The sequence below is a fragment of the Lentzea sp. NPDC055074 genome, assembly GCF_053608005.1.
Genome location: NZ_JBSGUQ010000012.1, coordinates 201,222 through 226,638, shown reverse-complemented (window position 1 = coordinate 226,638; position 25,417 = coordinate 201,222). Strand labels below are relative to the sequence as shown.

Here is a 25,417-nt window from a genome sequence, read left to right as displayed (position 1 = left end):
CGTGAAGAACTGGAGACGCCGCACCGGAACGGTCTTGCTGACCGCGGTGCTGGGCACTACCGGGTTCGGCTTCGCCGCCACCCCTGCCATCGCGCAGAACGCACCGCAGCAGCAGCCGGCCGCTGACAAGCAGCTGGACAAGACCGACAAGGCGCTCGTCGACCAGGCCGCCCGCGAGGGCAAGCCGACCGTCGACCTGCTGGTCGCAGCCGAGGACGGCAAGACCGACGCCGCGGTCAACGAACTCAAGGCGCTCGGCGCCACGGTCCAGAAGACCGAGAAGGACGTCGACTACATCAAGGTGACCATCCCGCGTGACAACGCGGCGAAGGCTGCCAAGCTGGCCTCGGTCAGCACGGTGGACGTCGACGGTCTCGTCGCCCTCGACAACCCGCGTCCCGAAGGCATGGAGCAGCCCGCTCCGCAGAAGGCGCCGGACTCGAAGACGCCGCGCGTCAACCCGTACATGCCGACGCAGGACACGCAGGCGGCGCAGTTCGCCACCGCGAACCCGAAGTGGGACGGCCGCGGCACCACGATCGCCGTGATCGACTCCGGCATCGACCTGGACACGCCCGCCCTGCAGACGACCAGCACCGGTGAGCGCAAGATCATCGACTGGTACAACGCGAACGCCACGAACTCCGGCGACGGCACCTGGGTCACCATGACCAAGACCGGCCGCACCGGCACGTTCATCGAGGGCGGCAAGACGTACAAGGCGCCGGCCACCGGTGGCCCGTACTCCTTCGGCCTCTTCAGCGAGACCGCGGGCGACCTGAACCTCTCCAACAGCGAGACCGGCGGTGACATCAACCGCGACGGCGACCGCACGGACTCGTTCGGCGTCATCCAGGACATCACGACGAAGGAAGTCTTCGTCGACGTCGATGGTGACGGTGACTTCACCAACAACAAGCGCATGATCGACTACAAGGTCAAGAAGGACGTCGGTTACTTCGGTACCGACAACCCCGCGACCCCCGTCGTCGAGCGCATCTCGTTCGTCGTGCAGACCGACCGGTCGATCTACGACAACGCGGGCACGCCGTACGTCAACCTGGGCATCTCAGGTGCCGCGCACGGCACGCACGTCGCCGGCATCACGGCCGCCAACAAGATGTTCGACGGCAAGATGGCCGGTGCCGCGCCCGGCGCGAAGCTGATCGCCATCAAGGCCTGCCTCTCCACGCCGTCCTGCACGAGCTCCGGTCTCATCGACGGTGTCCTCTACGCCGCGCGCAACGGCGCCGACGTCGTGAACATCTCCATCGGTGGCCTCCCGGCCCTCAACGACGGCAACAACGCCCGTGCGGAGCTCTACAACCGCACGATCAACGAGTACAACGTCCAGATCTTCATCTCGGCGGGCAACTCGGGCGCGGGCGCCAACACCGTCGGTGACCCGTCGGTCGCCACGGACGCGGTGAGCGTCGGCTCGTACATCACCAAGGAGACCTGGCTCTCCAACTACGGCTCGAAGACCGCGCAGAAGCAGAACCTGCACGGCTTCTCGTCGCGCGGCCCGCGTGAGGACGGCGGCTTCAAGCCGAACATCGTCGCGCCCGGCTCGGCGATCTCCACCACGCCGCGCTGGCAGCCCGGTGGCCCCGTGACGGGCACCTACGCCCTCCCGCCCGGCTACTCGCAGTTCAACGGCACGTCGATGGCCGCCCCGCAGGCGACCGGTGCCGCCGCGCTGCTCGTGAGCGCGTACAAGGCCACGCACGACGGCCAGAAGCCCACCAGCGCCGAGCTGCGCTACGCGATCCAGCGCAGCGCGAGCTACGTGGACACCCTCGGTGCCTACGAGCAGGGTGCGGGTCTCTTCAACACCAACGCCGCGTGGAAGCTGCTGGACAAGCACTCCGTGCCGGACCAGGTCACCACGTCCGTCGCGGTCAACACCGTCCTCAGTGGACTGCTGGCCACCCCGAACGTCGGTGTCGGCATCCACGACCGTGAAGGCGTGACCGCGGGCCAGGAGTACACCCGCACCTACACGCTGACGCGCACCACGGGCCACGACGACGAGACGTACAAGGTCTCGTGGAAGGGCAACGACGGCACGTTCACGGCGCCGAAGAAGGTCGACCTGCCGCTGAACACGCCCGTCCAGTTCGCCGTCAAGGTCAAGGCCAAGACCGCGGGCGTGCACAGCGCCGTCCTGCAGCTCGACAACCCGGAGACCCCCGGCGTCGACGTGCAGACCCTGAACACCGTGTTCGCGGCGGAGAACTTCAACGCCGCCAACAAGTTCTCGGTCACCAAGTCGGGCACGATCGCCCGCAACCAGTCGACCAGCCTCTTCGTGAACGTGCCCAAGGGCACGACCGCGCTGAAGGTCGACCTGGCCGGTGGCGGTGCCGAGGCCGGCAAGGGCCAGGTCCGCTTCCTGCGCTACACCCCGCAGGGCGTCGGCTTCGACAGCAACACGTCGACCAACTGCTACAACCCCGACGCGGGTGCCGGTTGTGCCGGTGGCACGCCGACCAGCCGCACGGTCGCCAGCCCGATGGCCGGTGTCTGGGAGATCGTGATCGAGGCGCGCCGCACCTCCGACGCCGACGTGGCGCCGTACTCGGTGACCGCGTCCGTGCTCGGCGCGACGATCAGCCCGAACCCGGACACCATCGCGTCCGGCACGCTGGGCACCCCGATCGAGCGCTCCTACACCGTCACGAACGCGCTGGCCAGCTTCAACGGCCGGCTCGCGGCGGGCGCTGTCGGCAGTGCCAAGCAGCTCCGTCCGACGATCGCGAACCTGGAGTCCCAGCAGTACCCGATCGCCGTCTCGGCCGGCGCGTCGAAGCTCACCGTCAAGATCGGCAGCACTGCCGACCAGGGCGCTGACCTCGACCTGTCCGTCTACAACTGCACGACGGGCAGCTGCGTGCTCGCCGGTCAGTCGGCGGACGCGGACTCCGAGGAGTCGGTGACGATCACCAACCCGGCCGCCGGCAACTGGGTCGCGCTGGTGGACGGCTACGCGGTGCCCGCGGGCACCACGGCGTTCGACTACTTCGACGTCTTCACCTCGGCCGGTCTCGGCACGCTGACCGTCACGGACAGCAACGCCGACCGCGCCGCCGGTGCGTCGTGGAACGCCACGGGCGTCATCACGCCGCAGGGCCAGCCCGGTGCCGGCCGCGTGCTGCGCGGTGAGCTCGAGGTGCGCACGGCGGACAACACCGTCGTCGGTGGCGGTGCCGTGATCATCCAGGCAGTCAGCTAGTCAGCTCGTAGCAACGCAGAAAGCCCCAGGGTCCACGAGATCCTGGGGCTTTCTACGGTTCAGGGAGCTTGTTGCCGAGCGGCTCGTCCACATCCACCTTGGACACACCGCTGATCAGATACGCGTCTTCCACCTTGTCGACCGGCATCTCGGCCCGCAGGTAGCCGATTCTGGGATCCCGCGACTCGACGGTCGCGCCCAGCTTCTCCAGTGCCTGCTCGACCTCCTCGTCGCGTCCCTGCTGCACGGAGATCATCAGTGGCACTGTGAGGTGGCCGTCGCGCTTCGCCTGCTCGATCCGGAGCTTGTCCGGCTTTGCTGAGGACACGATCGGCACCTCCGCCAAGGGCACGGCTGGAGACCCGTTCGTACCACAGCTGCCGAGAGCCAGCGCGCAAAACGCGACGGCGAGCGGTCTTCTCATGTCTCCAGGACGGAACGGCCCCCGCGGGCGGTTGCACGCTGATTCCGGCCGATCACTGCTTCGGTCCCGCAAACGCTTGCTCCCGCAGCGTCCCGTCCGCGCTCTCACCGAACACCCGAGCGTCCGTGTGCTGGTCACCGGCGGGTTGCGCCTTCTTCACGCCGGTCACCGCCTTGGTGCGGATCTGCGGCAACGCGCCACCGTGCTGCCGCTGCACCCAGTCCACCAGGTGCTCCCTCGTCAGGCACCGCAGGTCCCAGAGCTTGCCGGCGTCCGCGGCACTCACCAGCGCACGCAGCCGCACGAACCCCTGCGTGGCCTGCGTGACCTGCAGAACGGACACCCGCCCGTCCCAGAGGTCGCTGCCCTCCAGCATGGACCGCATCTCCTGCCGCATCGCCTCGACCGGCACCGTCCAGTCCAGATCGAGCTCCACGGTCCCCAGCAATGCCGACTGCGTGCGCGTCCAGTTCTCGAAGGGCGTCTTCAGGAAGTACGACGTAGGTAGCACCATCCGCCGGTCGTCCCACAGGTGCAGCACCACGTACGTCAGCGTGATGTCCTCGACGCGCCCCCACTCACCTTCGACGACGACAACGTCGTCGAGCCGCACCGCGTCGCTGAACGCGATCTGCAGCCCCGAGATCAGGTTGCCCAGCAACGACTGCGCGGAGAACGCCGCCACGGCACCGATGACGGCGGCGGAAGCGAGCACAGTGGACCCGACCGCCCGTGCACCGGGGAACGTCATGAGGATCGCGCCCACGGCCAGCACGCCGATGACCACCAGCACCAGCCGCCGCACCAGCACGACCTGCGTGTGCACCCGCCGCGCGTGCCGGTTGTCCGTGACGTCCGTGCGAATCCGCGACAACGAGATGTCCACGAGCGTGCTGATCAGCGCCGACAGCAGCCATGCGCCGGCGAGGATCAGCGCGATGCCCAGCACGTGCAGCACGACCGGCGCGTCCACCGGATAGACGCTCAGGCTTATCTGCGCGGCCAGCAACGCTCCGAACACCTGGCCTGGGCGGTACATCTTGCCGCTGTGGGTGAAGCGGCGGACGAGCCGGTGGACCACCTCCACCACGAGCAGTGCGAAGGCCACCGAGCAGCCCATGACGACGAACAGCACGTTTCCCTCCTCCTGGTATCGAGGCGGGGTACCCGGCGTCCGGGGTGCGGGACACCATGAGACGGCTCACGGGCGGTGCGAGACTGTCCGCCATGGCGAACGTCCGGGTCACGTACGACGCGCAAGCGAACGCGGCCTACATCCATCTGACGGCTCCGCAGGCCGACGTGAAGGCGGCCAGGTCGAAGCTGTCCCCGTACCTCCTGGACGCGGCCGAGCGGATCGACTGACCGGTCGGCGGCGGACAGGTGCGGGACGGCGACGTCTTCCTGGTGCCCGTCGTGGACGACGCGGCCGCCGTCGGCAGGGTGGTAGGTCAGCTGAGGGGGCATGACTCGACGAGGGATGCGTGGGTGCTGACCGACATGGCAGAAGAAGAGCCGTACTACTGGAGCGTCGACCTTCCGGGAATGACGTCCGCACAAGTTCCTCTGGTGGTCTCCGCTGTCGAGAAGGCAGGCGTTGATCTTCAGGTGGTCCCGGTGGACCCAGAGGGCTTCCTGACGCTTTCTCTGGATCGGGACACCGTCGAAGCACTGATGGCCGGGCTGGCCGAAGCTGGGGGAGGTCCGGTTCTCGAAGGGGTCAGGGAAGTGATGGCGGACTGGCTGGCTTGGCGGGGAAGTTCCGCGGTCCAGCCGGAGAAGTAGGCGACGCGGAGCAGTCCACCGAGGTTTGAGTCACAGCTACCATTACTTCTTGCGTTCCTAGTTTGAGTCTGCAAGACTCAAACTATGTTCACCACATCGGAGGCGCTGGACCTGGTCGAGCGCGCCGCGTCGGCCGAGGCCCTGTTCGGGCCTCGCAGCACCGACCCCGGCAAGCGCAAGGAGGTCCGGCGCCGCTACCACGCGCTGGCCTCGGTGCTGCACCCCGACGTGGTCGGACCGGCCGACACGCGGGCCCACGCGGCGTCGGCGAACCTGACCCGCCTGCACCACGAGTGGACCAACGGCACGACCGTCGAGCTGAGGACCAGGACCGGCGCCTACCGCATCGGGGAGCCGTTCGCGGTCGGCAGCGTCGCCAACCTCTACGAGGCGGACGGGCCGTACGTGGTCAAGGTCGTGCGCAACCCGGCGCTCACCCCGTTGCTGCACGGCGAGTGGCAGGCGCTGCGGGCACTGGAACGCTTCACCGACCGGAACCAGTGGTTGCGGGCCTTCTACCCGCGGCTGCTCGACACGTCCGGTGAGGTCGCCAAGGGCTCCAGGGCGTTCACGGTCCTCGACCCGCTGCTCGACGGCTTCGTGACGCTGAAGGACGTTCAGCGGGCGTTTCCCCGGGGCTTGGACGGACGCGACTACGCGTGGATGCACCGAAGGCTGCTCAAGGCGCTGGCCGGCGCGCACCAGATCGGTCTGGTGCACGGGGCCGTCACCGCCGAGAACGTCCTGGTGCACCCGGAAAAGCACGGCATCGTGCTCGTCGGCTGGTCGTTCGCCGTCGAGTCGGGGCAGCGGCTCCTGGCGACCAGCAAGACCATCGCCTACCCGCCGGAAGTCGTGGCAGGCGAACCGGTCACGGCGGCGACGGACGTCCACATGGCACACACGCTGATGGCCGAGTTGCTGCAGGACGAAGAACATCGGCAGATCGCCTTCGCCAGAGGGTGTCTGCAGGAGCGACCACATCGCAGGCCCGACGTCGCCGACCTCATCGGTGAGTACGACGACCTGCTCGAAGAGCTTTACGGCCCACGGGTCTTCCGCCCGTTCGCCCTCCCTGAGACAGGAGAATGACCATGGGACACGGCAAGTGGGATGACAACGCGTACGCCGCGGCCAAGACCTTCCGCGCGGCCAAGGGAATCGCGGACTTCGGCTACACCGCCTCGATCAAGGGCAACCCCGCGTCGAGCTGGAAGGCCGCGCCGAGCCTCGACCCGCACAACGTCGCGTACCGCGAGTGCCGCGACTCACCCGACCACGCCGACTCGACGCCGATCGCGGTGCTGTTCGACGTCACCGGGTCGATGGGCGCGGTGCCGCGGATCATGCAGGGCAAGCTCGGCAAGCTGCACGGGTTGTTGCAGCGCAAGGGATATCTCGCCGACCCGCAGCTGATGTTCGGCGGCATCGGCGACGCCGACAGCGACCGGGTGCCGTTGCAGGTCGGGCAGTTCGAGTCGGACAACCGCATGGACGAGCAGCTGCGGGACATCTTCCTCGAGGGCAACGGCGGCGGGCAGAAGAGCGAGTCCTACGAGCTGGCCGCGTACTTCGTCGCCCGGCACGTGGTCACCGACGCGTGGCAGAAGCGCGGCCGCAAGGGCTACCTGTTCATCATCGGCGACGAGCTGAACAAGCCGCGCCTGGAGGCCAAGCACATCCGCCGGATCATCGGCGACGACGTGAAGCAGGACATCGACCCCGTGTCGGTGTACCGCGAGCTCGCCCGCAAGTGGCACGTCTACTTCATCCTGCCCAACCAGTCGTCGTACTACAACGACGACAGCATCGGTGAGCACTGGCGGACGATCCTCGGCCAGAACTTCCTCAAGCTGGACGACCCCGGCGCGGTGTGCGAGCTCATCGCGGCGACGATCGGCATGGAGGAGCAGGTGGTCGACCTCGACCAGGCGCTCGTCGACCTCGCCGAGATCGGGTCGGTCGCCGAGAGCAAGGCCGTCGGCAAGGCGCTGGTCGCGGTCGGCAGCGGCAAGCGTGCGGTCGTCGCCGCTCCGCTGGGCATCGACGGTCCCGACGACGTGGCGCTGAGCTGATGAACGACCACGTGATCGTCGTCGGGCTGGGGTTCGGTGACGAGGGCAAGGGAGCCGTCGTCGACGCGTTGTGCGCGGAGGGGAGCGTGTCCACCGTCGTGCGGTTCAACGGCGGCGCGCAGGCCGCGCACAACGTGATCGCCGACGGCCGGCACCACACCTTCAGCCAGTTCGGGTCGGGCACGCTCGCGGGTGTGCCGACCTGGCTGTCGCGGTACGTGCTCGTCGAGCCGATCGCGCTGGCGACCGAGTCACGTGAACTGGAGGCGCTCGGCGTCGCGAACCCGCTCTCGCTGGTCTCGGTCGACGCCGGCGCACTGCTCACCACGCCGTTCCACGTCGCCGCGAACCGGGCCAGGGAGAGGGCCAGGGGAGGCGACCGGCACGGCTCGTGCGGGAAGGGGATCGGCGAGACGGCCTGGTACGGGCTGCTCGCCGGGGCGCACGAGGGGGACGTGGTGGAGGGGCAGCGGGTGCTCGGCGAGCCGGGCCCCGCTCCCACCGTCGGCGACTGCCGGAACCCGGCGACGCTGCGGCGCAGGCTGGACGCGCTCGCCCGGTTCTACGAGCCGCTGATCGGCGAGGGCCCGGACGTCGACGGCCTGGTCGGGCTCTACTCCGCGTTCGCGGACGCCGTGAGGGTCACCCAGGGCGACGAGGGGCTGCTCGACGCCGGACGGGTCGTCTTCGAGGGCGCCCAGGGCGTCCTGCTCGACGAGACCTACGGGTTCCACCCGCACACGACCTGGTCCACTGTCGTGCCGCGCAACGCCCGTGAGCTGCTGCAAGGCCGTCCAGCCAGAGTGATCGGCGTGACCAGGACCTACCAGACGAGGCACGGTGCGGGCCCGCTGCCGACCGAGGACCCGGCCGTTCTGGAGCGCTTCCCGGAGCCGCACAACGGCACGGGGGAGTTCCAGGGCGCCTGGCGGGCCGGGCACCTGGACGCCGCGTTGCTGCGCTATTCCGTCGATTGCTGTGGGGGTATCGACGGGCTGGCCGTGACGCACCTCGGCGCGGACGGCCTGAAGGTCGCCACCGGGTCGAGCTTGGAGGACATGCCCGACCCGATCGCGTATCTGGAGGACCTGCTCGATGTCGACGTGCTCGTCACCGGCGCGGGGCCGGCCAGGGCGGACTACGCCGTACGGGACAATCCACGACATGATCGAGTCGACGTTGGTCTCGGTAGACGTGATCGTGCTCCGGTTTGACCCGGACGCACGCACGGTGCTCGTGGGGGTCGCACCGCGCGCACAGGAGCCGTTCGCGGGGGAGCTCGCACTGCCCGGCGTGCTGCTGGGCAGGGGCGAGCGGCTGCGCGACGCGACCGCGAGGGCCGTCACCGGCAAGCTGGGCCTCACCGAGAAGTCGGTGACGGCCACGGGGCAGCTCGCCACGTTCGACGAGCCCTCACGTGACCCGCGCGGCCCGACGTTGTCGATCGCGCTGTGGGCCACGGTGACCCGTGCCAGTGGCGACCTGGCGGTGTGGGCCCCGTTGAACGCCGTGCCCGCGCTGGCCTTCGACCACGACCGGATCGTCGCCGACTCCCGGCCGTTGCTCGCGGACAAGCTCTGGCGCGACGTGCCGTTCACCGCGGGCCTGCTCGGGCCCGAGTTCACGACGGCGCAGGCGCTCGACGTGACCGAGTCGCTGACCGGGGACAGGCCCTACCCGGCCAACCTGGGCCGCACGATGGACCGCGTCCCCGGTCTCGGCCGCACCACCGAACACGCCGCGGCGTTGCCCAAGGGAGGCCGCCCGCCGCTGGTGTGGAAGTGGGCTAGCGAGGCAGCTCGGGCTTGAACAGCCAGCGGTTGAGCAGATCGCGGTGCCCGGCCAGCAGGAGGAAGTCCTCGGTCGTCACCGCGCCGTGCCGGTGGCGAGTGCACCACTCCCGCAGCAGCGCGAAGAACGAGTCGTTGCCCATCTCGCGGCGCAACGCGTGCAACGTCAACGCCCCGCGCTTGTAGACGCGGTCGTCGAACCAGTCCGCCCGCTCGGGCCGGCCGATCACGATGTTCTGCGGCAGCCTGCGCAGCAGATCCCTCGCCCCGGCGGCACACGCATCGGCGGACCGGCCGCCGGAAGCCTCGGACCACAGCCATTCCGAGTAGCAGGCGAAGCCCTCGTTCAGCCAGATGTGCTCCCACTCGGCGATGCCGACCGAGTTGCCGAACCACTGGTGCGCCAGCTCGTGCGCCACCAGCCGTTCCGAGCCGCGCCGCCCGTCCACGTGGTTCGCGCCGAACGTCGACAGGCCTTGTGCCTCAACGGGAACGTCGAGCGCGTCGTCGGTCACCACGACGGAGTACCGGGTGAACGGGTACGGCCCGAACAGCGACGAGAACAGCTCGATCATCTGGTTCTGCCGGCCGAAGTCGTGCGCCACCAGCCGACGCAGCCGGGCGGGAGCCCACACGTCCGGCAGCGCCTCGACGTACTGTCCGATTTGGACGGTTGCGAGGTAGGTCGCCATCGGCGCGGCCATCGAGTACGTCCACCGCGTCGTGCTGCCGGAGACCTTGCCGTCGACCAGCACCCCGTTGCACACCACGGTGTACGGCGACGGTGCCGTCACCTCCAGGTGGTACGAGGCCTTCGACCACGGCTCGTCGAGGCACGGGAACCACGACGGCGCCCCGATGGGCTGCGAGGCCACGATGGAGCCGTCCGTCAGCTCGTCCCAGCCGAGGTCGCCCCACTCCGGCGTCGAGATCGGCTTGGGCGTCCCGGAGTACCGGATGTCGACCGTGAAGGCCCCGCGCACGGCCGCGCGCACGTTAAGGACGCCACCGGCGTGCCCGTAGCGCGCGGGCCTGCCGTTCACGAGCACCTTCGAGATCCGCAGCGGACCGAAGGACAGCGAGAACGACGACAGCGAGGTGCAGGAAGCCTGCAGCACCGCACGCCCGGAAAGGCGCGCGGAGTGCGGCTTGTAGTCAAGCTCTAGTGCGTAATGGTGTACGGAGAAGCTCATGTCCACGCGGAGATCGGGTTGCCCAGCCAACGGGTTCCCGACGGTACATCCTCTCCGCGCATGACGAGCGAGGCGGGTCCGATCGTGGTGTGAGCACCGATGGACGCGCCCGGTAGCACGATGCCGTGCGGGCCCAAAGTAGAACCGGCGCCCAGCTCCACCCGGTCCATCCGCAGGATCCGGTCGTGGAACAGGTGCGTCTGCACGACGCAGCCCCGGTTGACCGTCGCTCCGGCACCCAGCTTCACCAGGTCGGCCTCGGGCAGCCAGTACGACTCGCACCACACGCCGCGGCCCACGGACGCGCCCAGCGAGCGCAGCCACAGGTTCATGATCGGCGTGCCACCGGAGAACCCGATCAGCCACGGCACCGCGAGCACCTCGACGAACGTGTCCGCCAGCTCGTTGCGCCACACGAACGCCGACCACAGCGGGTACTCACGCGTCTTGAACCGGCCCACGAGCGTCCACTTGGCGACGACGGCGACCAGGCACGCGGCCACCCCGGCGCCCAGCAGCACGAGGCCGGACGCCCAGATCCCGAACTCCTTCAGCGCGAACAGCACGAGCACGACCAGAGCCACGTTCAGCATCACCGGGACGAACCGGCACAGCTCGACCAGTGCCCGCGCCCACATCAGGTGCTTGGGCGGGTCGAACGTGCGCGACTGGTCCGACACCTCGGCGGCGCGCGGCAGCTTCATCGGAGGCATGCCCAGGTACGACGAGCCGGCCTTGGCCCGCTTCGGCGCCGCCGACAGCACGCCGACGAGCCCGCCCTTCGGCACGGTGCGGCCCGGTGCGGTCATGCCCGAGTTGCCCAGGAACGCCCGCTTGCCCACGCGTGCGGTGGCGATGCGCAGCCAGCCGCCGCCCAGTTCGTACGTCGCGACCATCGTGTCGTCGGCCAGGAACGCGCCGTCGCCCACCCTGGTCATCTTCGGCAGCGCGACCACGGTCGACGCCTCGACGTGGCGGCCGACCTTCATGCCGAGCAGCCGCAACCACACCGGCGTGAACAGGGACGCGTACAGCGGGAACAGGGCCGTGCGCGCGTTGTTCATCAAGCGCTCGGTCGTCCACGCCGCCCACGCCACGCGGCTGTGCACGGGGTAGTGGCCCCCGCGCATGCCGATGCCCAGCAGCCGCACCGCGACCAGCACGATCAGCGCGTACGAGCCGAACCAGATCGCGGAGGCGACCGGGACGTCCCACAACGCGGAGGTGAGGGAGACGGGCCTGCGCAGCACGTAGAGCAGCGCCGGGGCCGCCGCCAGCAGAGGCAGGACGGCCAGCAGGCCGGACGAGACGCCGTACATCAGGTTCCAGAAGCGCGAGCGCTCCGGACGGCGGGACGGGAACGAGCGCGCGGCCTTGCCCTCCCGCGTGGCGGGCACGCCTGACCAGCGCTGACCGGTCGGGATGGACCCGCGAACACCCGAACCGGGCGCCACCTCGGCCTTCTTGCCGATCCGGGTGCCGGGGAACAGCGTGCTGCGCGCACCCACGGTCGCGCCCGCGCCGATCCGGACGCGGCCGACGCGCAGCCTGTCGCCGTCGAGCCACCAGCCGGACAGGTCGACCTCGGGCTCGACGGCGGCGCCGCGCCCGACCTTGAGCATGCCCGTGACGGGAGGCAGCGAGTGCAGGTCGACACCCGGGCCGATCTTCGCGCCCAACGCCCGTGCGTAGTGCGTGACCCAGGAGCCGGCAAGCTCGGTGGCGCGCGACATCTGCGCCAGCATCTCGGCGGTCCACAGTCGCAAGTGGACGGAACCACCACGCGGGTACTGGCCGGGCTTCAGGCCGCGCAGCAGCAACCGCGCGCCACCGGCGGAGATCGCGAGCCGACCGGCCGGGCTCAGGAACACCACGAACCCCGCGGCGACCCACCACCACGACACGGACGTCCAGCCCAGCACGTTCGAGAGCGCCGTCAGCGCCACGACCCAGCGCGCACCGGCGATGGTGAGCAGCGGGACCATCAGCAGCGTCTGCACGACGCCGGTCCAGCGCGGCGTCGGCGCGACCTCGTGCACCTCCGCCGTCTCGCCGTACGACTCCAGGCGGCGGGCCAGCTTGTAGAGCGTCGGGTTCTGGTAGATGTCCGACACCGACGTGCTCGGATACCGCGTGCGGACCATCGAGACGAGCTGCGCGGCACCGAGCGAGCTGCCGCCGGACGCGAAGAAGTTCGCGCCCTCGGAGGCGGGCCCGGCGCCCAGGACGGCCGCCCACTGCTCCGCGAGCCAGCCCTCGACACCCGAGAACACCACCCCCGCGGTGTCCATCGACTCGAGCGGCCACGGCAGCGCGGCGCGGTCGACCTTGCCGGACGTGCGCGTCGGCAGCGTCTCGACCACGGCGATCATCGGCACCAGCGCGGCCGGCAGTTCGGCGCGCAGCTGCTCGATGGCCGCTTCCTGGTCGAACTCGCCGTCGACCACCACGTAACCGACGAGGATCTGGTTGCCGCCCCGCGTCGTGCGCACGGCGGCGGCGGCACCGGCGATGCCGGGCAGCGCCGCGAGGGCCGCGTCGACCTCGCCCAGCTCGATGCGGCGGCCGCCGAGCTTGATCTGCTCGTCCGCGCGGCCGAGGAAGACGAGGCCTTCCGGCTCGGCGCGGACCATGTCACCGCTGCGGTACGCGCGGTCCCAGCCCATCGAGGGCAGCGACGCGTACTTCTCGGCGTCCTTGGCCTCGTCCAGGTAGCGGGCCAGGCCGACGCCCCCGATCACCAGTTCGCCGGACTCGCCCATGGGCACGACCTCGCCCTGCGCGTCCACGACGACGAGCTCCCAGCCGTCGAGCGGCAGGCCGATGCGCACGGGCCCCGTGCCGGTCATCTGGGCCGCGCAGGCGACGACGGTCGCCTCCGTCGGGCCGTAGGTGTTCCAGACCTCGCGGCCGGGGACGGCGAGGCGCTCGGCCAGTTCGGGCGGGCAGGCCTCGCCACCGAAGATCAGCAACCGGACGTCGTCCAGGGCCTCGACGGGCCACAGCGCGGCCAGCGTCGGGACCGTGGAGACGACGGTGATCTCCTGCTCGACCAGCCACGGACCCAGGTCCATGCCCGTGCGCACCAGCGACCGGGGCGCGGGCACCAGGCAGGCGCCGTGACGCCACGCGAGCCACATCTCCTCGCAGGAGGCGTCGAACGCGACGGACAGGCCCGCCAGCACCCGGTCCTCCGGGCCGATGGGCTCCTCGGTCAGGAACAGGTTCGCCTCGGCGTCCACGAACGCGGCGGCGCTGCGGTGCGTCACGGCGACGCCCTTGGGCTTGCCGGTCGAACCGGACGTGAAGATGATCCACGCGTCGTTGTCCAGGCCGGGTTCTCCGGGGACGCCGAGCGTGGTGCCGTGCAGCACAAGGGATCGGCCCTCGCCGAGCACGGCACTCACTTGCGCCTCAACGAAAACGAGCTCGGCGCGCTCGTCCGGGTCCTCGAAGTCGACCGGCACGTAGGCCGCGCCGGCCGCGAGGGTCGCCAGGATCGAGACGTAGAGGTCGGCGGTGCCCGAGGGCACGCGGATGCCGACCCGGTCGCCGACCCCGACGCCTTCGGCGGAGAGCTTTTCCTTGAGCTCCAGTACTTCCGTGATCAGTGCGCGGTACGTCAGCGCGGTGGTGCCGTCGTCGACGGCCAGCGCGTCCGGGTGCTTCTCGGCACTCGTGCGCAGGATGTCCAGCAGGGTGCGCGGTGAAGGCGCCTCGCCTGCAGTGAACATCGATCGAAGGACAACGGGTTCAGCCGCGATCGTCACGTCAGCGTCACTTCTCACCCTCTCGGCAACCGGTAGCCTTGCAACTTTACAGTCAGGTAACGACTACCTCTCAGATGAGTATGCACCTTCACAGGTGACTTCAGTCACCGCAACACTTTCGAGTGACTTCCTCGCGTTGTGGCGCGCGAGGTTCCACTCCCGCCAGTCCTGCTCGGGAGTGCGATTTTTGATCCACCGCAAGGCACACGAGCGTTCGTGCTGCGGCAACCTGACCAACGCGGGCACCGCGTCCTCGGACAGCTGCGACAGGTAGTACGTGTCGATCTTCTTCGTCGCCTCGAACCGCGACACGTTGTAGTCGGCGACCACCCGTTCGGGGTTCAGCGCCACCACGGCGAGGAAGAACGCGGCGCCGGTGGCCACGATCGCCTTCGGCAACCAGTTGGCGCGCAACGAGATCCCGCTTGCGATCACCATCAGGTACACGACGGCCAGCCACACCTCGCACGACGCGACGAGCAACCGCAGCACCGTCCAGCCATACGCCTGCTGGTAGAACCACATGCGACTCAGGGCACTCGCCACGATGACGAGTGTGAGAACAGCCAGCGAACCCAGCAGAACCCGCAGCCACAACTGATCCCGCTGCGTCTTCTTCACGGCGAACCGCGCGACACCGGCGATCACGCCGAGCGTGAGGATGGTGACCCAGAGCAGCTGCCAGAACCCGGACCGCGCGTACTCGGCGAACGTCACGCCCGCCGTCTTCATCACGTAGGCCTCGCCACCGAACAGAACCGCGAGCTGCGTCCCCACGAACCCGGTGAACAGCACCACGAGCGCACCGACCGGCAACCCGTAGTCCTTGAGCCGCAACGACCCCGGCTTCACCTCGGCGTCCTCGGCGATCTCCGGCGGCGCCGCCACGAGATAGCAGGCCCCCAGCGCCCCCATCGCCGCGACGACCCCGAAGAACGTCTGCTGCACGTAGTCGTCGACGTTCAGGTCGGGGATCAGGCCTTCGAGGAAGTCGTTGAACCCCTTGTCCGCTCCGGCCAGCAACGACCCGAAGACCAGCAACAGCACCAAAGCCACACCGACGGAGATGAACGGCCGGATCCCGATCGGCCCGCGGCGCCGGAACCCCTTGGCCACCCACGGGATGGACCGCAGCGCACCCAGCCCGACCCCCAACGCCCCGAACACGAGCCCGCGCACGGTCCTGCCGCCGGCCATGGCGATCGAGCCGCACAGCATCGACGCCATCAGCGAGAGCGGGAACACCCACTCCGCGGCGCGCAGGAAGCCCATCGCGAGGAAGGCCAGCGCCCCGGCCAGCCACAGCGCCCGTTCGACGGTCGGTTTGCCCGCGTAGAACAGCACCCCGCCGACGCCGGCGAGCCCCGCGAGGAACCAGCCGATGCCGTTGTTCGGGACGGCCAGGAACGCGCCCCCGAGGCCCGCGACCAGGCCCGCGATCATGGCCTTGCCGGGCGCGCCCGTCGTGGGAGGGCGCCACCAGGGCATGAACGGGACGCCGGGGGCGGCCATGGCGGCCGTCGGCCCGGGGTAGCGGGGCGGGGCCTGCCACGGGTAGGCCTGGGGGAGGGTGGCGGTGACGACCTCCGCGGGCTGGGCGGGGGTGGGCTGGGGAGTCGCGGCGGGTTCGGGCTCCTTCACCGGCTGGGAGGCGTCCGCAGGCTTGGCCGCCGCCTTCGCGGGCTGGGAGGTGTCCGCGGACCTGGGCGCAGCCTCCGCAGCCTTGGGCGCCGCCTTCGCGGGCTGGGAGGTGTCCGTGGACTTGGGTGCAGCCTTCGCGGGCCTGGGCGCCGCCTTCGCGGGCTGGGAGGTGTCCGTGGACTTGGGTGCAGCCTTCGCGGGCCTGGGCGCCGCCTTCGCGGGCTGGGAGGTGTCCGCGGGCCTGGGCGCAGCCTCCACCGGCTGGGAGGTGTCTGCGGGCTTGGGGGCAGCCTCCACAGGCTGGGAGGTGTCCGCGGACTTGGGTGCAGCCCCCGCGGGCTTGGGCCCAGCCTCCACCGGCGGGGAGGCGTCCGCGGGTTCGGGCGCAGCCTCCGCAGGCCTGGGGGTGTCGGTGGCCTTCGCAGCCTTCTCGCTCGCCGGCTGATCTTGTCGGACCTCCTGAGTAGGTTGAGTCGCAGGGGTTCCCGGTTCGGGGGTACCCCTGCGAGAGCCTGCCTCGGTGTCCTCTTCGGGCTCCGGCGCGCCTTCCGGCTTCCCGGCCACCGGCCGGTACCCGGTCTTGCGCAGGTTCCGGTACCTCGGCCGCCGCGCGGCCTTGTCGTCAGTCATGTCTCTCCCAAGCCCGAAAAGGGCGTGCGTCACCGCCACACCGGCGAAGCGGTGCGGACAAGAGTCAGTCAGATGCGGGCAGAAGCCCAGTTCAGCGAGGCAGAGTCACCCGGATGCAAGACCCGGGGTCCACCACTCCGATCGTGCCGCCGTGCAGGTCCACCACCCAGCGGGCGATGGCGAGCCCGAGCCCGGTCCCGCCACCACCCGCCCTCTCCCCTCGGGTGAACCTCTCGAAGATCCGCGACCGGTCCGCGACAGCGATCCCCGGCCCTTCGTCCCGGACCTCCAGCACCACAGCGGTTGCCGACGCGAACCCGGACACGGACACCAACCCCCCGGTGGGTCCGTGCCGGGCAGCGTTGTCCACCAGGTTCACCAACACCTGGTGCAACCGCTCCCCATCAGCGAAAACAGTCAGATCCCCGGCGACGTCGATCGAGAACGAGGCGGTGGGTGCCGCCACCGCGGCCTCCGCCACCACGTCGGCCACCAGGGAGGACACCGACAACGTCTCCCGGTTGAGCGACAGCACCCCGGCGTCGATCTTCGACAGGTCCAGCAGCTCGGTGACCAGGCGTCCGAGTCGTTCGGTCTGCGCCAGCGCGGTCTTCATGGTCGCCGAGTCGGCCACGGCCACTCCGTCGACCACGTTCTCCAGCACGGCCTGCAACGCCGAGATCGGTGTTCGCAGCTCGTGCGACACGTTCGCGATCAGTTCCCGTCGTTGCTGGTCGGCGGCGGCCAGGTCGGCGGCCATCACCGTGAACGCCTCGGCCAGCTGCCCGACCTCGTCCGACGACGTCGCACGCACCGATCGCGAGTAGTCACCGGACGCCATCGACCGGGCGGCCGAGGTCATCTCCCGCAACGGCGAGGTCATGCCGTGCGCGAGCAGCTGCGAGGTGAGCAGCCCCAGCACCAGCGCGATCAACGTCGTCCGCGGCGGCAGCCACCCGGTCACGTAGCGGAAGTAGGCGAAGGACACACATCCCGACACCACGATCACGATGCCGAGCTTGAGCTTGATCGACCGCACCGAGTCGAGCGGTCGCGGCAGCAGGTCGAGCAGGTCCAGCAGGCGTTTCACGGAGACACCTTCCGCGCGGGTACCTCCAGCGCGTACCCCACCCCGTGCACGGTCCGGATCAGGTCGGCCCCGAGCTTGCGCCGCAGCGCCTTCACGTGGCTGTCGACCGTCCGCGACGACGCCCCCTCGTGCCAGCCGCACGCCTCCGCCAGCAACCGCTCGCGCGCCTGCACGGCGGACGGGCGTTCGGCCAGGAACACCAGCAGGTCGTACTCGGTCGGCGTCAGGTGCGCCTCGACGCCCGACCGCGACACCCGGCGCGAGGCCAGGTCGATCAGCAGGTCGCCCAGTTCCATCGAATGCGACGACACCGCCCGCGACACCCGCCGCAGCAGCACGTGCACCCGTGCCGCCAGCTCGCGCATCGAGAACGGCTTCGTCAGGTAGTCGTCCGCCCCCACGGCGAGCCCGACCAGCAGGTCGGTCTCGTCCCCCCGCGCGGTCAGCATCAGCACCGGCACCGACCGCGACGCCTGGATCCGCCGGCACACCTCGAGCCCGTCGAACCCCGGCAGCATCACGTCGAGGACGACCAGGTCGGGGAGGAACGCGGCGGCGGACGCCACCCCGGACGGCCCGTCGTGGGCCACCACGACCTCGAAGCCCTCCGCCCGCAACCGCGCGGCCACGGACTCGGCGATCGTGATGTCGTCCTCCACGACGAGCACCCTGCGCTGACCTGTCATGCCGGCGACTTTATGGGTATGTCGTGGAGGACGCCGGGACAAGTTGTGAAGATCGTGTGCAGACCCGCGAGGTAGGTTCGCAGCATGAACGTCCTCGAAGCGGTCCTGGAGAGGATCACGTACGCCAACGAGGACAACGGCTACACCGTCGCCAAGGTCGACACCGGCAGAGGTGACCTGGTCACGGTCGTCGGGGCCCTGCTCGGCGCGCAGCCCGGCGAGTCGATCCGCATGCGCGGCACGTGGGGATCGCACCCGCAGTACGGCAAGCAGTTCCACGTCGACGACTACACGACGATCCTGCCCGCGACGATCCAGGGCATCCGCCGCTACCTCGGCTCCGGCCTGATCAAGGGCATCGGCCCGGTGCTCGCGGACAAGATCGTCACCCACTTCGGCGTGAACGCCCTCGACGTCATCGAGAACGAGCCGGAGAGGCTCATCGAGGTCCCCAAGCTCGGTCCGAAGCGCACCAAGCTCATCGCCGACGCGTGGGAGGAGCAGAAGGCCATCAAGGAGGTCATGGTCTTCCTGCAGGGCGTCGGCGTCTCCACGAGCCTCGCCGTCCGCGTCTACAAGCAGTACGGCGACAAGTCCATCGACGTCGTCAGGGACGAGCCGTACCGCCTCGCGGGCGACGTCTGGGGGATCGGCTTCAAGACCGCCGACGTCATCGCGAAGGCCGTCGGCATCCCGCACGACAGCCCGCAGCGCGTGAAGGCCGGCCTGCAGTTCACGCTCTCCGAAGCCACCACCGCCGGCAACTGCTACCTGCCCGAACTGGCCCTCATCGCGGACGCCGTCAAGATCCTCCAGGTCGACACCGGACTCGTCATCGACTGCCTCGCGGAGCTGGTCGAGGAGGAGGGCGTGGTCCGCGAGGAGCTCCCGGACGACGAGATCGCGATCTACCTGGTCCCGTTCCACCGCGCGGAGATCTCGATGGCCGCGCAGCTCAAACGCCTGCTGCACAGCGAGCACGACCGCATGCCGAGCTTCGCGGGCGTCAACTGGGACAAGGCCCTCGCCTGGCTCGGCACGGAGCTCGAGGAACACCAGGCCGCGGCGGTGAAACTCGCGCTGACGCAGAAGGTCGCCGTCCTGACCGGCGGTCCCGGCTGCGGCAAGAGCTTCACGGTCCGCTCGATCGTCCGGCTGGCCCAGGCGAAACGCGCCAAGATCGTGCTGGCCGCCCCCACCGGACGCGCCGCGAAGCGCCTCACCGAGCTGACCGGGCACGAGGCCCGCACCGTCCACCGCCTGCTGGAGCTCAAGCCCGGCGGCGACGCGGCGTACGACCGCGACCACCCGCTCGACGCCGACCTCGTGGTCGTCGACGAGGCCTCGATGCTGGACCTGTTGCTGGCCAACAAACTCGTGAAGGCCGTCCCGCCCGGCGCCCACCTGCTGCTCGTCGGCGACGTCGACCAGCTGCCGTCCGTCGGCGCGGGGGAGGTGCTCCGGGACGTGCTGGCGCAGGGCAGCCCCGTCCCGAACGTCCGCCTCACGCACATCTTCCGCCAGGCCCAGGAGTCCGGCGTCGTCACGAACGCCCACCGCATCAACAGCGGCGACTACCCGATCGTCCAGGGGATGCCCGACTTCTTCCTCTTCAGCGCCGAGGAGGCGGAGGACGCGGCCGCGCTGACCGTCGACGTCGTCGCGAACCGCATCCCGCGCAAGTTCCGCCTCGACCCGCGCAAGGACATCCAGGTCCTCGCCCCGATGCATCGGGGCCCGGCCGGCGCGGGCGCGCTCAACACCGTGCTCCAGGAGGCGCTGACGCCGTCCAGGGACAACCTGCCCGAGAAGCGCTTCGGCGGCAGGGTGTTCAAGCTCGGCGACAAGGTCACCCAGATCCGCAACAACTACGACAAGGGCCGCAACGGCGTCTTCAACGGCACCCTGGGCGTGGTGATCGGCCTCGACACCGTCGAGCAGAAGCTGACCATCCGCACCGACGAGGACGAGGAGGTCGACTACGAGTTCTCCGAGCTCGACGAGCTCAGCCACGCCTACGCCATGACCATCCACCGCTCACAGGGCAGCGAGTACCCGTGCGTGGTCATCCCGATCACGACCAGCGCGTGGATGATGCTGCAGCGGAACCTGCTCTACACCGCCGTGACGCGCGCGAAGAAGCTCGTCGTGCTGGTGGGCAGCAAGCGAGCCATCGGCCAGGCCGTGCGCACGGTCGGGGCGGGCCGCCGCCACACGGCGTTGGCCCACCGCCTCAGGACCGCGCAGACGCTCTGAGTTTCGTCAGTCCATGCTGCGCACGATGGTCGGCTCCAGGCCCTCGTCGTCGTCCGTGAGAGAGCCTCGCCAGGGGAAAGAGCTCTCAGCGACACCGTCGTTGTAGAGATGATCCATGGCATGCTCTCCCGCTTCTTCTCGCGACTGGTGGCGTGCGAACCTCGCTGTCCGTCGAGTCGGTTTCGGCTTCACTGCGCAATAACCGCTGCGGTGCTGACCCAAATGTTATTGATTTTCGTCACAGCGCGCCAAGTGAGCCCTTTCGGCGTCTCAAGAACCGGACGGTAATCATCCGGTCGGTCGAACGGAGTGGCGGCGACCGGCCGAACGGACCATCATCGTCGATCATGCGGACCGCCGTCGCCCTGCTCGCCTGCCTGGCCCTCCTCCTCAGTCCCGCACCCGCGCCGGCGGAGGGTCCACAAGCGACATACGTCCTGCGCGTGCCGGCGCCGAAGGGCGAGTCCGCGCAACGGTTGCTGGGCCTCGGCTACGACGTGCTGGAACAGCGCGACGGCGACGACCTGTTCGTCGTCGGCGACCCGAAGACCTCCCAGAAGCTCCGCACCGACGGCTTCCCGTCCACGGTCGAGAAGACGATGCCCCCGTCGCAGTGGGAGCCGCGTTCACTCGGCGACGCGACGTACTACGGCGGCTACCGGACCATCACCGCGCACCTCGCCCACCTCGACGAGGTCGCCCGCGCCCACCCCGATCTCGCGACCGTCGTCGACTACGGCGACTCGTGGCGCAAGACGCAGGGCAGCGGCGGCTACGACCTGAAGGCCATCTGCATCACGCGGAAAAGCCCAGGTGACTGCGCTCTGACGCCGACCGCGCCGAAGCCGCGCCTGTTCGTGATGGGCCAGCTGCACGCGCGCGAGATCACCACCGGCGACATGGCGTGGCGCTTCGTCGACGACCTGGTCGGCTCCGACCTCACCGCGATGCTCGCCGACCTGGAGGTCTGGGTCGTCCCGATCGCCAATCCGGACGGCGTCGAGATCGTCGAGTCCGGCGGCGACTCGCCCGTGCTGCAGCGCAAGAACGCCAACGGCACCTGCACCTCCGGCTCGCGCGGCGTCGACCTCAACCGCAACGCGGGCTCGCACTGGGGAGAGGTCGGCTCGTCCACGAACAAGTGCAGCGAGACCTACCGCGGCCCGCGCGCCGACTCCGAGGTGGAGGTGCAGGCGCTGGAGTCGTTGTGGCGCAAGCTCTACCGCGACACCCGCGCGCCCGGTGACACCGCGGCCGCCTCCGCGGACACGACCGGCGCCGTGATCTCCATGCACAGCTACGGCAACTACGTGCTCTTCCCGTGGGGCTGGAGCACGCAGAAGTCGGGCAACGACGCGGCCCTGCGCAAGATGGCCGGTGACATGGCCGCGCTGTCCGGGTTCACCGCGGGCCAGCCCGGTGAGGTGCTCTACAACGCGTCCGGTGCCACCGACGACTGGGTGTACGACGACCTGGGCGTGCCGAGCTTCGTCTGGGAGATCGGCACGAGCTCGGGCCGGTGCGGTGGCTTCGTGCCGCCGTTCTCGTGCCAGAAGGACGCGCATTGGCCGAAAGTGCGTCCCATGCTCGTTTCGGCCATGAAGGCAGCGAAACGGCCTTACTGAGGCGAGATCTCCTGCTGAGAGGAGCAGGGGACATCCCCTAGGGCCTCCGTACGACTGAAGGTGGATGCGGACCAAGGTCCCGCCTCGATTAGCTGTGAGGCATGGGGATTCGATTGGTAGCCACAGTCACCGTGACGAGCCTGCTGGCGTTGACCACGGTGGGGGTCGCGTCGGCGGACACGTCGTTCGTCGACCGCAAGGTCATCCAGCAGGCTCTGGACCAGGTCACGCAGAGCGGGGCGGCTCTGGGCGTGCAGGCCAGGATCACGGACGGACGGCAGCGCTTCACCGCCACCTCCGGCACCGCCGCGCTGAACACCACCAGGCCCGTGCCGGAGAACGGCCGGTTCCGCGTCGGCAGCATCACCAAGACGTTCGTGTCGACGGTGCTGCTGCAGCTCGCGGGCGAGGGGAAGGTCGACCTGGACGCACCGGTCGTCCGGTACCTGCCGGGCCTGGTCGACGGCCGCATCACCGTCCGCCAGGTCCTGCAGCACACGAGCGGGCTCTTCAACTACACCGACACGTTGCCGCTCAGCCCCGACGAGTTCGAGAAGATCCGCTACAAGAACTGGTCGCCGCAGGAGCTGCTCGCGCTCTCCACGTCCAAGCCGCTCGACTTCGAGCCGGGCACGAAGTGGAACTACTCCAACACCAACTACGTCGTCGCCGGCCTGCTGATCGAGAAGCTCACCGGCAGGCCCTACGAGAAGGCCGTCGAGCAGCGGATCCTGAAGCCGTTGCGCCTCGACGACACCGAGGTGCCCGGCAACAAGGCCGCCATCAGCGGCCCGCACGCCCGCGCCTACTGGACCGTGGCGGGCAAGCCGTCCGACATCACCCGCCTGAACCCGTCGGTCGCCTGGGCCGCCGGAGAGATGATCTCCACGACGCGCGACCTCGACACGTTCGTCACCGCGCTGTCGAGCGGCAAGCTGCTCAGGCCCGCGCAGCAGCAGGAGATCAGCAAGACCACGGCCGTCAGCCCCGGCTACGGACTCGGTCTGCAGGTCGAGACCCTGCCGTGCGGCACGAAGGTGTGGGGGCACGGCGGGGGCATCCCGGGCTACTCCTCGCAACTGCTGACCACGCCGGACAGCAAGAAGCGCTTCGAGATGAACGCCACCAGCGGCCCCACCGAGGGCGACCCCGGTGACGCCTTCAACAAGATCCTGACCGAGGTCTTCTGCTGATCCGGGCACAACAAAAGGGGAGCTGGGTTGACCCAGCTCCCCTCCCGGCGTTGTGAAGGACTACCCGAGGGCGTTCTTCATCGCTGTGATCAACTCACCGTTCGCGGTGTCACCCGTGAGCTCCCAGAAGAACGCGCCGCCGAGGCCCTGGCTGCGTGCCCACTGGATCTTGCTGGTGATCGTCTGCGGAGTGTCGTAGCTCCACCACTGGCCGTTGCAGAACGCGTAGGCCGTACCGGCGATGGTGCCGGTGGCGGGACACTTCGTCTTCAGGACCTTGTAGTCCTCGATGCCCGCCTCGAACGTGCCCGGAGCCGGACCGGTCGCCGTGCCACCGGGGGCAGCCTGCGTCACGCCCGTCCAGCCGCGGCCGTAGAAGCCGATGCCGAGCAGGAGCTTGCTGGCGGGAACGCCCTTGGAGCGCAGCTTCGAGATCGCGGCCTCGGAGTTGAAGCCGGCGGTCGGGATGCCGCTGTACGACGTGAGCGGGGAGTGCGGAGCCGTCGGGCCCTGAGCCGCCCACGCACCGAAGTAGTCGTACGTCATGACGTTGTACCAGTCGAGGTACTGCGACGCGGGACCGTAGTCAGCGGCGTCGATCTTGCCACCGGCCGAACCGTCAGCCGTGATGGCCGCGGTGACGAGGAAGTTCTGGCCGAACTTGTTGCGCAGCGCCTGCGCCATGTTCGCGAACGCGGCCGGGCCGCTCGTGTCGCACGACAGGCCACACGCGTTCGGGTACTCCCAGTCGATGTCGATGCCGTCGAACAGACCGGCCCAACGCGGGTCCTTCAGCAGGTTGTAGCAGGAGTCGACGAACGCAGGCAGGTTGCGCGACGCCTCACCGAAGCCGCCGGACCAGGTCCAGCCACCGAAGGAGTAGAGCACCTTGAGGTTCGGGTACTTCTTCTTCAGCTTGAGCAGCTGGTTGAAGTTGCCGCGCACCGGCGCGTCCCAGGTGTCAGCGACGCCGTCGACGCTCTCCGCCGCCGTCATCGACTTCTCGATGGCGGGGAAGGTCTCGCCGATGGTGCACTTGCCGCCGACCACGTTGCCGAACGAGTAGTTGATGTGCGTGAGCTTCGACGCCGAACCCGAGGTGTCGATGTTCTTCACCTGGTAGTTGCGCGCCGGGTAGACACCCCACTCCGCGAAGTAGCCCAGGTTGATCTTCCCCGGAGGCGGGGGCGGGCCGGTCGTCGTCGTGGTGGTCGTGGTCGTGGTCGACGTCGTCGTGGTGGTCGTCGGGTTGGTCCCGCCGGCCTCGCACGAGCCACCGTTGAGCTTGCAGTTGGTCGGCGCACCGAACGTGCCGGAGTAGGAGCCGTTGAAGCCGAAGCTCACCGACCCGCCGACACCGATGCTGCCGTTCCAGGTGTTCTTGACCGTGACGGTCTGACCGCTCGTGGTGTACGAGCCGTCCCACAGCGACGTGACCTTGTGGTTGGCCGGCATCGTGAACTCGACGGTCCACGACGTCAGGGCCGACGTGCTGTTGTTCTTGATCGTGTACTTGCCCTCGAAGCCCGTTCCCCAGTCCGAACCCTTGGAGAACGTGGCGGATACGCCACCGGCGCCGCTAGCAGCGGGCACGACGACGACTCCGAGGACCATCGCGGCGACTGCCGCGAAGAGAGCAGCTAGATGCCATCGGAACTTGGACATCGGTCTCCTCAGTCGCAGGGGGTACCGGAACGATGTGGTTTAGACCACTCGAAGGTCAAGGTCTAGACCTCTGCCGTCACTCGAATGGAGCAGTTCGAAAACGGTTTAGTGAGGTCGGGACGTCCTGTTTCGGGCTAGTTGGTTAACCATTGGCGGGGTTGCGAGACGACCGCCCGCCGGCCCGGTCCCGCCGGAGCGACTGCACAAAGAGGACAGTCGACCGGACTTCGTTCCATGCCAAAGCGTTTCCCTGTCGCGTGGGTGCGCGCGCGGTGACGCGGTGCTTGATCCCAAGTTCGCACGTTCGGGTCAAACCGTCTGGTCCGCCGCGCACCCCCACCCCTCCCGCGCCGACGATG

18 protein-coding genes are annotated in these 25,417 nt (G+C 69.3%); 10 read left to right on the top strand and 8 right to left on the bottom strand.

Features of this window, described 5'->3' with window-relative positions; translation table 11 throughout:
* The first annotated feature begins 1 nt into the window (after window position 1).
* Entirely contained in the window at window positions 2–3,235 is a 3,234-nt protein-coding gene (locus ACWF7A_RS26525; protein ID WP_452253197.1) for a S8 family serine peptidase, read from the top strand.
* 52 nt (window positions 3,236–3,287) lie between these two features.
* Here the strand turns inward: ACWF7A_RS26525 and ACWF7A_RS26520 are convergent, their stop codons facing one another.
* Window positions 3,288–3,563 carry a hypothetical protein gene (locus ACWF7A_RS26520; protein WP_452253196.1) on the bottom strand — a complete coding sequence of 92 codons (276 nt, stop codon included), beginning with the start codon at window positions 3,561–3,563 and terminating at the stop codon, window positions 3,288–3,290.
* A 148-nt stretch (window positions 3,564–3,711) separates the two neighbouring features.
* Entirely contained in the window at window positions 3,712–4,794 is a 1,083-nt protein-coding gene (locus ACWF7A_RS26515) for a mechanosensitive ion channel family protein (RefSeq protein ID WP_452253195.1), read from the bottom strand.
* A gap of 56 nt (window positions 4,795–4,850) precedes the next feature.
* Between ACWF7A_RS26515 and ACWF7A_RS26510 the strand changes: the two genes are divergently transcribed.
* The 6 genes from ACWF7A_RS26510 to ACWF7A_RS26485 all read left to right on the top strand — a co-directional run bounded on the left by ACWF7A_RS26510 (window position 4,851) and on the right by ACWF7A_RS26485 (window position 9,328).
* On the top strand, window positions 4,851–5,024 hold the full coding sequence (locus tag ACWF7A_RS26510) for a hypothetical protein (protein WP_452253194.1): 174 nt from the start codon (window positions 4,851–4,853) through the stop codon (window positions 5,022–5,024).
* Window positions 5,025–5,075: 51 nt separating this feature from the next.
* Window positions 5,076–5,444 (top strand): hypothetical protein, encoded by a 369-nt coding sequence (locus ACWF7A_RS26505; protein ID WP_452253193.1) that lies wholly within the window; start codon window positions 5,076–5,078, stop codon window positions 5,442–5,444.
* An 84-nt stretch (window positions 5,445–5,528) separates the two neighbouring features.
* Window positions 5,529–6,536 carry an adenylate cyclase gene (locus ACWF7A_RS26500; RefSeq protein ID WP_452253192.1) on the top strand — a complete coding sequence of 336 codons (1,008 nt, stop codon included), beginning with the start codon at window positions 5,529–5,531 and terminating at the stop codon, window positions 6,534–6,536.
* A gap of 2 nt (window positions 6,537–6,538) precedes the next feature.
* Window positions 6,539–7,519 (top strand): hypothetical protein, encoded by a 981-nt coding sequence (locus ACWF7A_RS26495; RefSeq protein ID WP_452253191.1) that lies wholly within the window; start codon window positions 6,539–6,541, stop codon window positions 7,517–7,519.
* Window positions 7,519–8,733 (top strand): adenylosuccinate synthetase, encoded by a 1,215-nt coding sequence (locus ACWF7A_RS26490; RefSeq protein ID WP_452253190.1) that lies wholly within the window; start codon window positions 7,519–7,521, stop codon window positions 8,731–8,733. Before ACWF7A_RS26495 ends, ACWF7A_RS26490 begins: the two co-directional genes overlap by 1 nt.
* Window positions 8,684–9,328 carry an NUDIX hydrolase gene (locus ACWF7A_RS26485; protein ID WP_452253189.1) on the top strand — a complete coding sequence of 215 codons (645 nt, stop codon included), beginning with the start codon at window positions 8,684–8,686 and terminating at the stop codon, window positions 9,326–9,328. The genes ACWF7A_RS26490 and ACWF7A_RS26485 overlap by 50 nt, the downstream gene beginning before the upstream one ends.
* On the opposite strand, the gene ACWF7A_RS26480 is transcribed toward ACWF7A_RS26485, so the two are convergent.
* The 5 genes from ACWF7A_RS26480 to ACWF7A_RS26460 all read right to left on the bottom strand — a co-directional run bounded on the left by ACWF7A_RS26480 (window position 9,306) and on the right by ACWF7A_RS26460 (window position 18,319).
* Complete coding sequence (locus tag ACWF7A_RS26480) at window positions 9,306–10,502, bottom strand: M1 family metallopeptidase (RefSeq protein WP_452253188.1); 1,197 nt, start codon at window positions 10,500–10,502, stop codon at window positions 9,306–9,308. The genes ACWF7A_RS26485 and ACWF7A_RS26480 overlap by 23 nt on opposite strands.
* The gene (locus ACWF7A_RS26475; protein WP_452253187.1) at window positions 10,499–14,236 is read right to left on the bottom strand and encodes a Pls/PosA family non-ribosomal peptide synthetase; all 3,738 of its coding nucleotides are present in this window, start codon (window positions 14,234–14,236) and stop codon (window positions 10,499–10,501) included. The genes ACWF7A_RS26480 and ACWF7A_RS26475 overlap by 4 nt, the downstream gene beginning before the upstream one ends.
* A 99-nt stretch (window positions 14,237–14,335) precedes the next feature.
* The gene (locus ACWF7A_RS26470) at window positions 14,336–16,171 is read right to left on the bottom strand and encodes a DUF4153 domain-containing protein (protein WP_452253186.1); all 1,836 of its coding nucleotides are present in this window, start codon (window positions 16,169–16,171) and stop codon (window positions 14,336–14,338) included.
* A 463-nt stretch (window positions 16,172–16,634) separates the two neighbouring features.
* Entirely contained in the window at window positions 16,635–17,633 is a 999-nt protein-coding gene (locus tag ACWF7A_RS26465) for a HAMP domain-containing sensor histidine kinase (protein ID WP_452253185.1), read from the bottom strand.
* Entirely contained in the window at window positions 17,630–18,319 is a 690-nt protein-coding gene (locus ACWF7A_RS26460; protein WP_452253184.1) for a response regulator transcription factor, read from the bottom strand. The genes ACWF7A_RS26465 and ACWF7A_RS26460 overlap by 4 nt, the downstream gene beginning before the upstream one ends.
* Before the next feature lie 84 nt (window positions 18,320–18,403).
* Between ACWF7A_RS26460 and recD2 the strand changes: the two genes are divergently transcribed.
* The 3 genes from recD2 to ACWF7A_RS26445 all read left to right on the top strand — a co-directional run bounded on the left by recD2 (window position 18,404) and on the right by ACWF7A_RS26445 (window position 23,393).
* On the top strand, window positions 18,404–20,575 hold the full coding sequence (recD2, locus tag ACWF7A_RS26455) for an SF1B family DNA helicase RecD2 (RefSeq protein ID WP_452253183.1): 2,172 nt from the start codon (window positions 18,404–18,406) through the stop codon (window positions 20,573–20,575).
* Between the two features lie 347 nt (window positions 20,576–20,922).
* Window positions 20,923–22,200, top strand: coding sequence for a M14 family zinc carboxypeptidase (locus ACWF7A_RS26450; RefSeq protein ID WP_452253182.1), 1,278 nt, complete (start codon window positions 20,923–20,925; stop codon window positions 22,198–22,200).
* Between the two features lie 131 nt (window positions 22,201–22,331).
* Complete coding sequence (locus tag ACWF7A_RS26445) at window positions 22,332–23,393, top strand: serine hydrolase domain-containing protein (RefSeq protein ID WP_452253181.1); 1,062 nt, start codon at window positions 22,332–22,334, stop codon at window positions 23,391–23,393.
* A 60-nt stretch (window positions 23,394–23,453) separates the two neighbouring features.
* On the opposite strand, the gene ACWF7A_RS26440 is transcribed toward ACWF7A_RS26445, so the two are convergent.
* Window positions 23,454–25,058 (bottom strand): glycosyl hydrolase family 18 protein, encoded by a 1,605-nt coding sequence (locus ACWF7A_RS26440; protein WP_452253180.1) that lies wholly within the window; start codon window positions 25,056–25,058, stop codon window positions 23,454–23,456.
* Window positions 25,059–25,417: the final 359 nt, after the last annotated feature.